The organism is Streptomonospora halophila, assembly GCF_039542725.1.
GTDB lineage: Bacteria > Actinomycetota > Actinomycetes > Streptosporangiales > Streptosporangiaceae > Streptomonospora > Streptomonospora halophila.
Genome location: NZ_BAABIK010000009.1, coordinates 129,400 through 143,223, shown reverse-complemented (window position 1 = coordinate 143,223; position 13,824 = coordinate 129,400). Strand labels below are relative to the sequence as shown.

Annotated in this window: 10 protein-coding genes; 5 read left to right on the top strand and 5 right to left on the bottom strand. The window is 73.6% G+C overall.

Annotated elements, in window-relative coordinates:
• The first annotated feature begins 2 nt into the window (after window positions 1-2).
• Window positions 3-296: a hypothetical protein gene (locus ABEA15_RS10195; RefSeq protein ID WP_345556429.1), complete on the top strand. Its 294-nt coding sequence runs from the start codon at window positions 3-5 to the stop codon at window positions 294-296.
• 57 nt (window positions 297-353) lie between these two features.
• Here the strand turns inward: ABEA15_RS10195 and ABEA15_RS10190 are convergent, their stop codons facing one another.
• On the bottom strand, window positions 354-1,379 hold the full coding sequence (locus ABEA15_RS10190; protein ID WP_345556428.1) for a serine hydrolase domain-containing protein: 1,026 nt from the start codon (window positions 1,377-1,379) through the stop codon (window positions 354-356).
• 457 nt (window positions 1,380-1,836) lie between these two features.
• The gene (locus tag ABEA15_RS10185; protein WP_344142626.1) at window positions 1,837-2,745 is read right to left on the bottom strand and encodes a hypothetical protein; all 909 of its coding nucleotides are present in this window, start codon (window positions 2,743-2,745) and stop codon (window positions 1,837-1,839) included.
• 169 nt (window positions 2,746-2,914) lie between these two features.
• Here ABEA15_RS10185 and eccCa point away from each other — a divergent pair, with 169 nt between their 5' ends.
• The 4 genes from eccCa (at window position 2,915) to ABEA15_RS10165 (ending at window position 9,497) form a co-directional block, all read left to right on the top strand.
• Window positions 2,915-6,940, top strand: a complete 4,026-nt coding sequence (eccCa, locus tag ABEA15_RS10180) for a type VII secretion protein EccCa (RefSeq protein WP_345556427.1) — start codon at window positions 2,915-2,917, stop codon at window positions 6,938-6,940.
• Window positions 6,937-7,371 carry a hypothetical protein gene (locus tag ABEA15_RS10175; protein ID WP_345556426.1) on the top strand — a complete coding sequence of 145 codons (435 nt, stop codon included), beginning with the start codon at window positions 6,937-6,939 and terminating at the stop codon, window positions 7,369-7,371. Before eccCa ends, ABEA15_RS10175 begins: the two co-directional genes overlap by 4 nt.
• Window positions 7,368-8,399 (top strand): DUF6177 family protein, encoded by a 1,032-nt coding sequence (locus ABEA15_RS10170; protein WP_345556425.1) that lies wholly within the window; start codon window positions 7,368-7,370, stop codon window positions 8,397-8,399. Before ABEA15_RS10175 ends, ABEA15_RS10170 begins: the two co-directional genes overlap by 4 nt.
• Window positions 8,400-8,465: 66 nt before the next feature.
• The gene (locus tag ABEA15_RS10165; protein WP_345556424.1) at window positions 8,466-9,497 is read left to right on the top strand and encodes an ADP-ribosylglycohydrolase family protein; all 1,032 of its coding nucleotides are present in this window, start codon (window positions 8,466-8,468) and stop codon (window positions 9,495-9,497) included.
• A gap of 290 nt (window positions 9,498-9,787) precedes the next feature.
• Here the strand turns inward: ABEA15_RS10165 and ABEA15_RS10160 are convergent, their stop codons facing one another.
• The 3 genes from ABEA15_RS10160 to ABEA15_RS10150 form a co-directional block, all read right to left on the bottom strand.
• Window positions 9,788-10,795, bottom strand: a complete 1,008-nt coding sequence (locus tag ABEA15_RS10160) for a hypothetical protein (protein WP_345556423.1) — start codon at window positions 10,793-10,795, stop codon at window positions 9,788-9,790.
• A gap of 206 nt (window positions 10,796-11,001) precedes the next feature.
• Complete coding sequence (locus tag ABEA15_RS10155) at window positions 11,002-11,229, bottom strand: hypothetical protein (RefSeq protein ID WP_345556422.1); 228 nt, start codon at window positions 11,227-11,229, stop codon at window positions 11,002-11,004.
• Window positions 11,229-13,787: an anthrax toxin lethal factor-related metalloendopeptidase gene (locus ABEA15_RS10150; RefSeq protein ID WP_345556421.1), complete on the bottom strand. Its 2,559-nt coding sequence runs from the start codon at window positions 13,785-13,787 to the stop codon at window positions 11,229-11,231. Before ABEA15_RS10150 ends, ABEA15_RS10155 begins: the two co-directional genes overlap by 1 nt.
• Window positions 13,788-13,824 lie beyond the last annotated feature (37 nt).

Here is a 13,824-nt window from a genome sequence, read left to right as displayed (position 1 = left end):
CCGTGCGCCTGCTCCATCTGCGCATCGCGGCGCACGCCGAGCTCGCCACGCTGGCCCTCATGCTGGCCAACCTGGCGACCGTCCACCTCGAAGCGGTGTCCTCGGTGCTGGGCCCCTCCCACGGCTGCGCCTACCTGTTCGTCGTCGTCGCGGTCTGGCGCGAGCAGCGCGCCGGCGCCGCGGCCCGGTGCACGGCGCTCGTGCCCGGAGTCGGCGGCCTGCTCGCCTGGCGGCGGCTCCACCGCGCTCCCGATGCGGCGCCGCCGGAGCACCCGAACGGCGCGCACCCGCCCTGACGCCGTCCCGGTCCCGCTCGGCACCGGCCCGCCCCGGCGCCCCGGCGCCTCGGCGCGTCAGCCGGCGAAGGAGGCCCGCACCGCCGCCCTCAGGTCGAACAGGCCGGTCCGCCGGCGGCCGTGGTGGACGGCGTTGGTGAGCAGGCCGACGTAGCGGCCGGTAGCGGGGTGCAGGAACAGGCTGACCCCCGTGTAGCCGTGGTGGTACACCAGCCCGTCGTCGGTGACCAGCCAGGCCAGGCCGCGGGAGAAGTGCTCGTCCGCCGGCACCTGCGGGCGCCAGCTCTGGCGGAGGTACTCGGAGAACGCGTCCCGCCGCCCCCGCGAGCGGTCGTGCACCCGGAGCAGGTCGCGGGCGAACACGCCCAGGTCGATGGCCGTGGTGAAGACCCCGGCGTGGCCGGCGACGCCGCCCATCAGCGCGGCCGCCTCGTCGTGGACGACGCCCCAGGTGGGAGCCGTGCCGGGGATGCGGCGCTCGGTGGGCGCCACCGCCGGCGAACGCGACAGCGGGCCGTAGGTGGTCGAGGGCATGCCGGCCACCGACCACAGCTCGCCCGCCAACCGGTCCAGCGGGTCGCCCAGCAGCCGCTCCAGCAGCAGCCCCAGCAGGATGAACCCGCGGTCGATGTAGCGGTAGCCCTCCTCGTCCAGCGGCTCGGCGAGGATCGCCTCGGCGAGGTCCTGCTCGGTGCCGACGTAGCGCTCCAGCCAGGTGACCGGGTTCAGCCGCGACGTGTGGGTGAGGATCTGGCGCACCGTGACCTGCCCTCCCGGGAAGGGGCCGCCGGAGAAGTAGGAGCCCAGCGGGGCGTCGAGCCCGACGAGCCCTTCGGCCACCACGCGCCCCATCAGCGGCCAGGTGGCCATGACCTTGGTCAGGCTCGCGACGTCGTAGCGGACGTCGGGCGCCGCGGGGTGGTCGCCGACGGTCTCGCCGATCCCTCCGACGGACACGAACTCCCACATGCTGTCGGTTCCGACTACGGCGGTCCCGCCCGGAAGCCACCCGGCGTCCACCATCACCTTCAGGACGCCGCGGATCTCCGCCCCGGTCTCTGCGAGCCAATCGCCGTCCAGCACGCGCCCCTCCCCTCCGAGCCCTGCCACTCGCCGGATACCCGGCGGATACCCAAAGGAGAGCCGATAGTCCCGCCGCGGGTCCAGTGTCCCAACCCGAATGGCGCGGCACGTCGTGACCGAAACCCGTGTCCCGTGACCTGCTCGGAAGCCGATCGGTGGCGGAACGTACGCCCGGAACCCCATCCCCCCGCCCCGCGGCGCTGTTCGGGCTCCGATTGCGGTGCCGCGAACCCGAAGAGGGGTGCGGGCCGATATTGCCGGGGCTGCAGGGACGGCGGGGAACGACGATAAGTGTGCGGCCACATCCGGGGGCTGCGGCCTGATGCGGCCAATCGGCCGGCGCCCCAAGCCCGTCGCGCCACGTGCCTTTCCTGCGCCTCTCGCCTACGGGGCGCCCCGTCGACGGTTCCGGCGGGTCCTTGCCCCGTTCTCGCGGGTGGTCCGGGACGGCGGCCCGCTACGCCTCCCGGTCGCCGCCCGCGCTCCGCCCGCCGCGGGCGCTCTTGCTCCTGCGGCGCAGCAGGCCGGTCTCCCGCAGGACCGCCTTCACCTGCGCACGCGCCCGCCGCGGCCGCGGGTCCACGGCCGCCAGCTCTCCCGCGCGCCACAGGTACACCCGCCGCGAGCACGGCTCCTCCGCCTTCTCGTGCAGTGCGGCGGCCTCCGCGGCGAACGCGGGCAAAGCCTTCAGCGCCGCCCGCGAGGCCAGCGGGTACGCCATCAGCGTGTCGAAGCGCGGCACCGCCACCAGCGCGGCGTCGCCGTCCTCCTCGGCGAGCAGCTCGTCCAGCTCGCTGAGCAGCACCGTCACATAGGCGCTGCCCGGCTTGGTGACCACCCGCACCTCGCCCCCGGCGGCCAGCGGGCGCGTGAAGTCGACGACGTCGGCCAGCTCGCGCTCGCGCGTCTGGCGCAGGGCGTAGCCCAGCCGCCGCAGCTGCAGCAGCCCGGCCCGGTGCCGGGTCAGCGGTGCGCCGTACTCGGGGTGCTCCACCACCACCAGAGCGTCGAAGTGCGCGCCGGCCGGGGTCCACACCAGCTCGCGGCGCCGCTCCTCGGACATGGCCGGTACCAGGCGGATGCGCAGCAGCTCGCGCACGTCGCCCAGCAGCTCGATCTCGGCGACGGCCATCGCGGCCCGGTCGGCGGTCTCGCGCAGCCAGGAGTCGACCACTCCTGGCCACTCGGCCCGCTCGGCCGCCGCGCAGCGCTCCAGCAGCCCCCAGGTCGACGCGCTCAGCTCGGTCCAGCCGAACCCGAGGACCACCGCCGAGGCCTCCCGGTCGAAGCCGGCGCCGGGCAGGGAGACCGGCAGCAGGCCTTCGAGCAGCGCGTGGACGTCGCCGGCGATCTCCAGCTCGTGCACGGACCGTCCCCTCCCTCCTGCTCTGACGCGCGGCGCGCCTGCGCGGCTCCCTCCGCGTCCGCCACCGGCGGATCGCGGCCCGCGCCGCCCGGACCGCTCGCGATTACGGTAGGGGAGGAACCCGTCGCGCCGAATAGGATCGTCCCCGTCCAGGCGGAAAGGAGCGCTGGTGACCACCCGCGTAGTGCATCGGCCGGCACGCACCGTCCACCCCTCGCCCCAGCGCGAGCCCTACGACGTGGAGGCGCCGCCGACCCTGCCCGACGGCAATGCGCAGGGCAACCAGCTCATGTCCATTCTGCCGATGATCGCCATGATGGGCTCGCTCACCGTCATGATGGTCCTGCGCAACCCCGCGTTCATGGCGCTCGGCGCCCTGGTGCTGGTGATCGCGCTGTGCGCCGCACTGGGCATGCTGCTCTCCCGCCGGGGCCAGGCCGCGCGCCAGCGCCGCAACCAGCGCGAGCTCTACCTGGAGTACCTGGAGGAGCTGCGCGAGGACCTCAGCGGCCGCGAGGACGCGGCCCGCGAGTACGCACAGCTGCTCGACCCTCCGCCGGCGGCGCTCTACGACGTCGTGCGCGACCCCACGCGGCTGTGGGAGCGCCGCCGCAGGGACCGCGACTTCCTGCGGGTGCGGCTGGGCACGGGGTCGATGCCGGGCCAGCCGCTGCGGCTGGGCGAGCGCGGGTCGGCGCTCACCCCCACCGACCCGTTCATGCTGTCGGAGGCCCAGGCCGCGATCCGGCGCTTCGAGCACGTGCCCGAGATGCCGCTGACCCTGCCGCTGGACATGACCGGCAACATCAGCGTCATCGGCGAGCGCGCCGACGTGCTGCGGGCGATGCGCTCCCTGCTCGCGCAGTTCGCCGTGTTCCACGCGCCCGAGGACGTCTCCCTCGCGGTGGCCCACCCCTCGTCGGCGGCAGCCGACTGGGAGTGGGTGAAGTGGCTGCCGCAGGCGCTCGACCACGAGCGCCGCGAGCACGGCGCCTACGCCCGGCTGATCGCGCCCACCCCCGCCAAGCTCGGCACGCTGCTCGCCGACGACCTGCGCGCCCGCACCGACTTCGCGGCCGAGCTGCGGCGCGGCATGGGCAAGCGCGAGGCCTACCAGACGATGCGGCGCCTGCTGGTCGTGCACGACACCCACGGCTCGGTCGCCCAGGAGCTGGTGCGCCCCGACGACGCGGTTCCGCCCGCGGCGCTGGGCGCTACCGTCGTGCACCTCGCCGCCGCGCAGATCCACGAGCCCGGCGACGTGAGCGTGCGCATCACCGTCGAGGGCGACCGGGTCCGGATCGAGGACCTGCGCAGGGACGACCCCGCGGGCGCGGCGGCCGTCGGCACCGTCGACGGCGTCGGGATCGGCGACATCACCGGCCTGGCGCGCATGCTGGCGCCGCTGCGCCTCTCGCGCGAGTCCGTCGAGGAGGCCGCCGCGGAGGGCGGCAGCTCCGACTTCACCGCGATGCTGGGCGTGGAGGACCCCGGTGACATGGACGTGGCCCGGCTGTGGGCGCCGCGCAGCGAGCGCGGCTTCCTGCGGGTGCCCATCGGCGCCGACGACCTGGGCCAGCCGATCATCCTGGACCTCAAGGAGTCCGCGCAGCTGGGCATGGGACCGCACGGGCTGTGTGTGGGCGCCACCGGCTCCGGCAAGAGCGAGATGCTGCGGACCCTGGTCATCGCCCTGGCCGCCTCCCACCCGCCCGAGCGGGTCAGCATGGTGCTGGTCGACTACAAGGGCGGCGCGACCTTCGCCCCCTTCGAGGAGATGCCGCACGTCGCAGGGGTCATCACCAACCTGGAGGACGACGCCGCGCTGATCGAGCGCGCCTACTCCAGCCTCTCCGGCGAGGTGCAGCGGCGGCAGCAGGTGCTGCGCGACGCGGGCAACGTCGCCAACATCGGCGACTACCACTACAAGCGCGCCCACGACCCCAGCCTGCCGCCGCTGCCCCACCTGCTGGTGATCATCGACGAGTTCGGCGAGCTGCTGACCGCGCGCCCCGACTTCATCCAGCTCTTCTTGTCGATCGGCCGCATCGGACGCAGCATCGGCGTCCACCTGCTGCTGTCCAGCCAGCGCATCGAGAGCGGCAAGCTGCGCGGCCTGGAGACCTACCTGTCCTACCGGCTGGGCCTGCGCACGTTCTCCGAGGAGGAGAGCCGCACGGTCCTGGACACCCCCGACGCCTTCCACCTGCCGGCGCTGCCGGGCTTCGGCTACCTCAAGGTCGACACCAGCGTCTACCAGCGGTTCAAGGCGGGCTACGTGTCGGGCGCCTACCGCGGCCAGGTGGCCGCCGAGGAGGCCGACGAGCGGGAGGGGCCGCCGCCGGTGTACCCCTACACGGCCTACAACGGCGCCGGGGCCGCCCACCAGGGCGCCCAGGCCGACTCCTCCGAGGACGAGGAGTCGGCGCTGCCCGACCGCACCGTGGGCCCCACCCTGCTGGACGTGATGGTCGACCAGCTGACCCGGGTCGGCGAGCCCACCCGCAGCGTGTGGCTGCCGCCGCTGCCGTCGGCGACCACGCTGGACGCGGTGACCGGCCCGGTGCGCATCGCCGACGAGGCCATGCGGCTGCCCCAGCCGCCCGGGCCGATGCAGGTCCCGGTCGGGCTGCTGGACGACGCCGCCCGCCAGTGGCAGGGCACCTGGAGCATCGACCTGTCGGCCTCGGGCGGGCACTTCGCGATCATCGGCGGCCCGCAGACCGGGAAGACCACGCTGCTGCGCACCATGGTGCTTTCACTGGCGCTGACGCACACCCCCGACCAGGTCTCCTGCTACGCGCTCGACCTGGTCGGCGGCGGGCTCCAGGCCCTGGCCGACCTGCCGCACGTCGGCGGGGTGGCCGCGCGCACCGACGCCGAGCGCGTGCGCCGCACCGTCGAGGAGGTGCGCGCGATGCTGGAGCGGCGCCAGGAGGTGTTCCGCGACCGCGGCATCGACTCCATCCAGCAGCTGCGCCGCATGCACGCGCGCGGCGAGGTGCCCGATCTGCCCAGCGCCGACGTCGTCCTGCTGATCGACGGCTACGGCGCGATCCGCAGCGACTTCGAGGAGATCGACGACGCGGTCAAGGACCTGCTCCAGCGCGGCGGCGGCTACGGCATCCACGTCGTGGCGGCCATGCTGCGCTGGAACGACGTCCGCATCGCCATGCAGTCCAACTTCGGGCAGAAGTTGGAGCTGCACCTCAACGACCCCTCCGACTCCTCGGTGGACCGCAAGCTCGCCGAGACCCTGGGCGCCGACACGCCGGGCCGGGCGCTCACCGACCAGAAGCTGTTCGGCCAGGTCGCGCTGCCGCGTGTGGACTCGCTGGCCGAGGACGACAACCTCGGCGAGGTCGTGGAGAAGACGTGCCGCGCCATCGGCACCGCGTGGAAGGGGACGACGGCTCCGCCCGTACGGATCCTGCCGCACCTGCTGCCCGCGGCGACGCTGCCCGGCCCCGAGACCGAGCCCACCCAGGTGCCGATCGGCGTCGACGAGCAGGGTCTCGAACCCGTGCTGCTCGACCTGTTCGACCGCGATCAGAACCTGCTGGTGCTGGGCGACGGTGAATGCGGCAAGACCAACCTCCTGCGGCTGGTGGCCGAGGGGCTCATCGCCCGCTACCCCTCCGACCAGGTCGTGTTCGCGGTCATGGACCCGCGCCGCACGCTGCGCAACGTCATCCCCGAGGCGTATCTGGGCGGCTACGCCAGCAACGCGCGGATGTGCCAGGGGCTGGCCGGGGGCGTGGCCAAGGAGCTGGAAGGGCGCATGCCCGATGACGCCGACCCCGATTCGGCCGATACCGGGACGCTCGGCGGGCCCCGCATCGTCGTCCTGGTCGACGACTACGACCTGCTCACCACCGCCGGCCAGAAGCCGCTGACCCCGTTCGTGCCGTTCGTGTCCAACGGGCGCGACATCGGCCTGCACTTCGTTCTCGGCCGCCGCGTGGCGGGCGCCGGGCGCGGGCTGTACGACCCGCTCGTGCAGGCCATGCGCGAGACCGGCGCCAGCTCCCTGCTGATGTCGGGCGACCGCAGCGAGGGGCAGCTCTTCCCCAAGATCTACGCCAACTACCAGCCGCCCGGTCGAGGACGGTGGATCCGCCGCGGCCGGTCCCCGCGTCTCATGCAGACGGCGATTCTGGACGCGGATACCGGGACGGGAGATGAGAGCCGGTGACATACGACGTCGTCGCGCTGGTGCGGCGCGCGCCCGACGTGCGGGCGCTGGTGGACGCCATGGTCGACGCGGGGCCCGATCTGAAGGTCGTGGGCGCGGGCGAGGGCGCCGTCCTCCGGCTCACCGACGATTCCGGACGCTCGCTGCTGGCGATCGAGGCGGGCCAGAAAGTCGAGGTGCCCGACGAGGTCGCCCGGCTGCTCGGCGCCCGGGCGGCCGCGGACATGCCCGACCCGTGCTGGTGGGTGGAGGCCCGCGCGCCGGGGGCGGGCGACGACGCGGCCGCGCTGGCCCACCGGTTCGCCGACGCCCTGGCGGGACGGCTGGGCGGTGCGGTCTGGCCGCAGCGCCCGTCCGCGCCGCCGGCACCGGGAGCGGCCGGCGCCGACGCGGCGGCGGACGCCGGCGGCGCGGACGGGGGGAGGGGGTGACCGTGGTCGCCGACCACCCCGCTGTCGACACCGCCACCGAGCAGGCCGCCGTCGTGGTGCAGGACCGCGACGTGGTGCCGCTGTCGTCGTGGCTGACCGACGCGCTGTCCGCCTGCGGCGCCGACGACAGGTCGCTGCAGGTGCTCACCTCCCCCGATACGCGTCTCACGCTGCCGCTGCGCAGCGTCCTGCAGAACCCGAAGGCGCGGTGGGTCGTCGAGGAGTCCGACGGCAGCGGCTACTTCGACGGGTTCTCCGGCGTGCCGCTGGCCTGGGACCGGCGGGCCGGGTTCGTGGTGGGCAAGAGCCACCGGGTGCAGCACGGCCCCACGCCCACGTTCATGCGGCCCGTCCGGGAACCCGGCAGCCAGCTCTGGATCGACCTGCGGCTGCGGCACAAGGCCCGCGAGGGCCTGGTCCTGGGTACGGGGATCGAACTGCTGGCCCAGGCGTTCGGCGGCGCGGACCCGGCCGGCTGGGGCACCAGCGAGCCGGCGCTGTCGCACTGGGACACCGCGCGGCTGACGGCGCTGTGCCGGCGCCGGTCGCCGCAGTCGACGTGGACGGTCTTCACCGGGCCCGGGACCGCGCAGCGCCCGTTCATCGGCACCCACCGGTCGACGCGCGTCGTCGAAGGGGTCAAGGAGGTCGTCACCTTCGCCGTGGGCTACCCGGAGGGGGTGGATCCCGCGCTGGAGCGGCTGCGCGGCGTGTGCCGGGAGTTCGCCGACCGCGGGGCGCTGACGAGCATGACCGTCCAGCGGTTCGCCGGCCGGGCGGACCTGACCTACCCGCCGGTGTGGTCGGGCGTGCCCGTGCCGGTGGGGATGGCGATCGGGGCGGAGACGGTCGCCGAGATCGGGATCGCCCACGCCGAAGGCGCCCCCGCTCCGGGGGAGCGTGTGGGACCCGAACGCGCTCCGGCGATGTGGTATCCGCTCGGCGACGGTACCGATCCCGAGGCCTGGAACGCGTTCCGCACGCTGATGGCCCATCTCCAGCCGGAGGGCGCCGGGCGGGCGGGCTGAGCCCGCTGCGCCCGCGCCGGTCCGGTCCCGCCGCACCCCGGCCCGAACCCCCGAGGAAGGATCTGCGTGAGCGACAGCCACCGCGCACGAGAGCAGGAGCAGGAGCGGCTCGACCGGTCGGCGGGCGTGCTGCTCGGCGCGGCCTGCGGCGATGCGCTGGGCGTACCCTACGAGTTCGCGGCGCGCCTGGGGCCCGACACGCGCCCCGAGATGGCCGGCGGCGGGCTGGGCCCCTACCGTCCCGGCGAGTACAGCGACGACACGCAGATGGCGGCCTGCATCGCCCGCGCGTTCGCGGGCGCGCCCTACGCGGGCGCCGCGGAAGGCGCGGGCGCCGTCGGCGGCGGGGCGCTCGACGCCGTCGCCGAGAACTTCCTGACCTGGATGTTCGAGGGAGCCAGCGACATCGGCAACCAGACCCGAGCGGTCCTGGGCGCGGCGGCGTCGAAGCGCGGATCGCCCGGTGTGGCCGAAGCGATGCTCGCGGCGGCGCGCGAGCGCTACGACGCGGGTGTGCCCAGCGCCGGCAACGGGTCGCTAATGCGCACCGGGCCGATCGGGCTGTGCTTCCCGGACGACCCGCAGCGCACCGCAGCCGCGGCGCGCCTGGTCAGCAGGCTCACCCACGCCGACCCGCTCGCCGAGGAGGCGTGCGTCCTGTGGTGCGAGGGCGTCCGCCGCGCGGTCGGCGGCGGCGGCTTCGCGGGCGTGCGCGCCGGCCTGGACCTGCTCCCGGCCGGGCGCCGCGACCACTGGGCGGCCCGGCTGGACGAGGCGGAGCAGGCGCCGCCGCACGCGTTCTCCCCGAACGGGTTCGTGGTACCGGCGCTGCAGGCCGCCTGGTCGGCGGTCGCCACGACACAGGGCGAGGGCGGGGACCACCTCGCGGCCGCACTGGAGAACGCCGTACGGGCGGGCGACGACACCGACACCGTCGCCGCTATCGCCGGCGCCCTCCTCGGCGCCCGCTGGGGCGCCTCGGCGGTTCCGCCCCGCTGGCGCGCGTCGGTCCACGGCTGGCCCGGCCTGTCGGCGGACGACCTGGAGGATGTGGGCCGGACCCTCGCCTCGCTCCCGGACTCGGCACTCGACAGCTGACAGGCAGACCGAGGCCCTCGCCCCGGGTGCCCCGCAGAGCTCCGGCGCAGCGGCGGGCCCGGCCGCGCGTGCGCCGGGGGGTTCGACAGGGTGCCGTCGAGACCGGCCCCGGCGGACAAGGGCACCGCGCGCTCGGCGGCGGGCCGCCTTGCTCTCGCAGTGAGCCGAGACCCGCCGCCGCGGCCTCCGGGGTGACGGCATTCGTGTGGGTCTCGGAGCATTCCTGCCGCCCTTACCGCGGGCTCGGCACAACCCGCCCGGAGAGCCGCGCCCGGCGCCGCGCGTGGAGGTCATCCGGTCCCGTCGGCCCCGTCCGTCGGCCGCCAGCCCGCCTCGTCGCGGACCCAGCGCCCACCGCTGCCGTCGATCGCCTCGTACACAGCGCCGGGGGGCGGCTCGGTCTCTTCACCCGCCGCGGCGGCGAGCCGCAGCATGTCCACCGCCAGCCAGTAGGCGTGGTGCGCCGCCTCGGACTCCCACACCGCGGGCTCGACCGCGGCGCGGTAATGCTCGGCGGCCGCCGCCTTCCTGCCCGTGCGGTCGAAGGGATCGGGCCAGGCCAGCGGGTCGGCGTCGGGGCAGGCCCAGTCGAGCTGCCGGATCACGGCCCAAGAGGCGTAGCCGGCGTTGGCGAGCACGCGCTCCGCGCCGCACACGGGGCACGGACCGGGGTCCGCCGGGGCGAATCGGTCGAGCATCCAGTGCAGGTCGACGACGCTGTGCTCGCGTACTCGCTCGGCGGAACGCAGCCACGGGCAGCCGCAGTCGGGGCACCCCGTGGCGGGCTCGTCCGGGTACGCCGGCTCCCGCTCGGTCCCCGGCCAGCCCGACGGCCACTGCGCCCCGCACCGGGTGCACCGGGTCTGCAAGCGGCGCGGAGCGAGCCGCACCGAGGCCGAGGCACGCGGCGGGCCGCCGCCCAACCTGTCGCGCAGGCCGCCGAGGTAGCCGGGATAGGTCCCGAGTTCCCGGGGCCAGTCGGCGTACCCGGAATGCGGCCACAGGCTCTCGATGCAGGACACGACCTCGAAGGGGTCCCACGGGCCGTCTTCGTTGAGGCACTCGGCGATGGTCTGCGGATCGGCCATCGTCGCGGCACTCATTTCGGCGAGCCGCCGGATGTGCGGCGGCACGTCCCCCGCCTCGCTGAACCCCGTGAAGTCGGCGACCTCCAGCGCCTTCGCCACGAAGCGGCGGTGCGCCTCCTGGCGCTCGTCCCGCTTTCGCTTCGCCTCCCGCTGCTCCGGGCTTCCGGCGTAGGGCGGGACATCGGGGTCACCGCGAATTCGTCGCACCATGGCAGCAGATTCTGGCGGATCGCCACCGGGCGCACCAGGGGAGGGGTAGGCAGGCCCAGGCGGGCCGGGACGACCTCGGGCGGAGGGGGAGGCACCGGCCTGATCGCGATCGACGACTGGAGTACCAAGACGCCGCAATGCCCGTGCTCCGCGGAATCCTCCGGGCCGGCGCGGCACGAGGCCTGCCGGGGAGACGTGTTGCCCGACTATTCGAACTTGAACGCTGTAATGGCCTCGTCCAGTTCTTCTTCAGACGGCTCGGTCCGCGGTGACCGGGCCTCGATCCGTGCCCGGAGCTGAGCTTCGGCGAGCGCCTCGTCGTAGCCGTCATCTCCCGGCTGCAGGCGTTCGACGCCGTCCCACAGGGTGCCGTTGGGCAGCTCACCGCAGGTGGGCACCAGCACGGTCACCCCGTCACTGTCCAAGCGAGCCATTACGGACCTCCCATTGTGCGCTCAAAGTAATCCCACAATATGCCAGCGACCTTATGGTCGTCAAGCGAGTGCTTAACCATTGTGTCCCACCCCTTGCACCAGGCCGCAAAACTTTCCGCCCACCACTCCTTGGGTGCATTGTAATAGGGATTGAAAGTATTCTTGGACTGCAAGGCACCGGCGGTTTGCTGCTGAATATTGGACCATTCTTGAGAAGAACTGTGCCAGCCATGCGAATTGTCGACGGCGTGGCCGAACTCGTGAAGAGGCACGGACGTGCTTCCCGACGCGCGCGATGTGCTGATCAGCAGGCGACGCGACTGCGGCTCCCACACTCCGGCCACATCGTCGAATGAGGAGCCCGCGGGCCACCCGTTCGGTGTCCCCTGTGGGAGGACATCGCCGCCGGGAAGCTGCGTGAGCGGAGCATCACCGATGGAGATGCCTCCGCTGGGCACCTGCCGCATGAAGGCGACGGTGGCGTCGCGGATGTGCGCTGGAACGTTGTTGTACAACTCCCATGCGGCCAAACGGGCCGCGTGTGTTCCGTCGTCCTCGTAGAAATTCGGGTTCGTGCCCTGTCCGGACGGCGGCGCGCCGGCGGGATCCTCGTCTCCGCCGGGCTCGTCTGCCGGATCGTGCGGATCTTCCGACCCGTTTGCGGAGCCGTCGTTGTCCGCTGCGGTTTCGAGGTCCTGCTCACCCTCCGCGTCCTGGTCGCCGCCGTCGTGTTTCGGAGACTCGGTGTCGTCAGGGGCGCCATCGCCCTTCGGAACGCCGTCGCCCTCCGACGCCGTCTCGCCCTCACCCTCCGGGACCCTGTCACCCTCTGGAACGCTGTCGCCCTCCGGCGTCCCGTCGCCGTCGGGAGTGCCGTCCCCGTCCGGCGTCGTGTCACCCTCAGGGACCGTCTCACCCTCCGGTGTCCCCTCGCCGTCGGGGGTGCCGTCCCCGTCCGGCGTCGTGTCGCCCTCGGGCGTGGTGTCGCCCTCCGGTGTCCCGTCGCCGTCGGGAGTGCCGTCCCCGTCCGGAACCGTGTCGCCCTCCGGAACCGTGTCGCCCTCCGGGACCGTGTCGCCTTCCGGAACGCTGTCGCCGTCCGGGACCGTGTCACCTTCCGGAACGCTGTCGCCCTCGGGCGTGGTGTCGCCCTCCGGGACCGTGTCGCCGTCCGGCGTCCCGTCGCCGTCCGGAGCGTCGTTGTCGACGCCGTCCACCGGGTCCGTGTCCACCGGGTCGAGCGGGGTGTTGTCGCCGTCCGGTGCGGAGTTCCCGCCGGAGCCGCCGTCTCCCCCCGGGCGGTTCCCGCCGGCGTCGACGGGGTCGCCGCCGCCGACGGGGGTCGGCTGGGTGTCGAAGCCCTCGGCCTCGTCCAGCGAGTTCTGGATACCGTCGAGCTGCTGCTGGTCGATGTCGAGGTCGTCCAGCTGGTTCTGCAGGTCCTGAGTGCTCTGCTGCCCCGGCCGGTTGCCGACCGACTGCAGCTCCTGGGTGTTGACCTGCTGCTGGTCGGAACCGTCGCCGTTGGAGTCGCCGCCGGAGTCGTGCGAGCCGTCGCCCCCGACCTTGCGCGCCCCCTTGGCCAGCGCCTTGACCACGCCGGCGCCGCCCACGAACATGCTGCCGACGTTGAGAACGCTCTGCGTGATGACATACCCCGGCCGGTCGCCCCACTCGCGCCAGGGCACGATCGCGTGGGCGAACTCCTTCCAGCCGTTGCCGAGGTTGCTGCCCCACTCGCCCCAGGAGCTGACGCCCCAGCCGTCCTCGCCGTAAAGCCCGACCAGGCTGCCCAGGCCGGCGAGGGTGTCGCCCCAGTTGTTCTTGAGGTTGGTGCCCCACTCGCTCCACGAGCTGACGCCCCAGCCGTTCTCGCCGTACAGGCCGACCAGGCTGCCCAGGTCCTCGGCGATGCCGACGCCGAAGTCCTTCACGCCGTCCCACGCGTCCTCGTACCAGGGGGCGTCGTACTCCTGCGGCTTGGCCCAGGGGGTCTCGACGTCCTTCAGCGCCTCGGACGTGCCGTAGGCCTCCTCGTCGGGCCCCAGGTCGCCGCCGCCTCCCGGGTCCTGCGCGACGAACGTGGTGCCGCCGAACAGCGCCGTGATCGTATTGGCGCAGTCGCGCTCGGCGCGCTGGTACTCGTACAGGGCCTGGAGGATGTCGTTGTTCAGGTCGTTGTGCTCGTTGACCTTGTCCTCGTCCTCGCGCCAGTCGTCGTCGCCCTCGATGTCGGAGACGAACGACTCCGCGTCGGCCTTCAGGGTCTTGAGCCGCGCCTTGATCGGCCGGACCTCGCCGGCGAACGTGATCAGCGCGGTGCCGACCTTGGTGACCGCCTCGTCGAAGTCGTCGCCCTTCGAGGCCACGGGGTCGATCGCGGCGAACAGCGTCTCCGCCTCCGGGGCGGCGTAGATCCCTTCGAGTCCCTTCCAGGAGGACTTGATGTCCTGCCCCGCCTGGGAGACGTCGGTGCCGTCGCCCTTGAGGTTCTCCCCCGCTGTCTCGACCGCGTCGCAGTCGACCTGGGGGACGGGCACCTCTTCTGGATTGATCACGCCGCTCAAAGCCGCACCGCCGGAACTCGCCGATTCT

Coding starts and splice junctions, on each gene's coding strand:
- ABEA15_RS10160 (WP_345556423.1), bottom strand. CDS start 10,795: ATGGTGCGACGAATTCGCGGTGACCCCGATGTCCCGCCCTACGCCGGA.
- ABEA15_RS10155 (WP_345556422.1), bottom strand. CDS start 11,229: ATGGCTCGCTTGGACAGTGACGGGGTGACCGTGCTGGTGCCCACCTGC.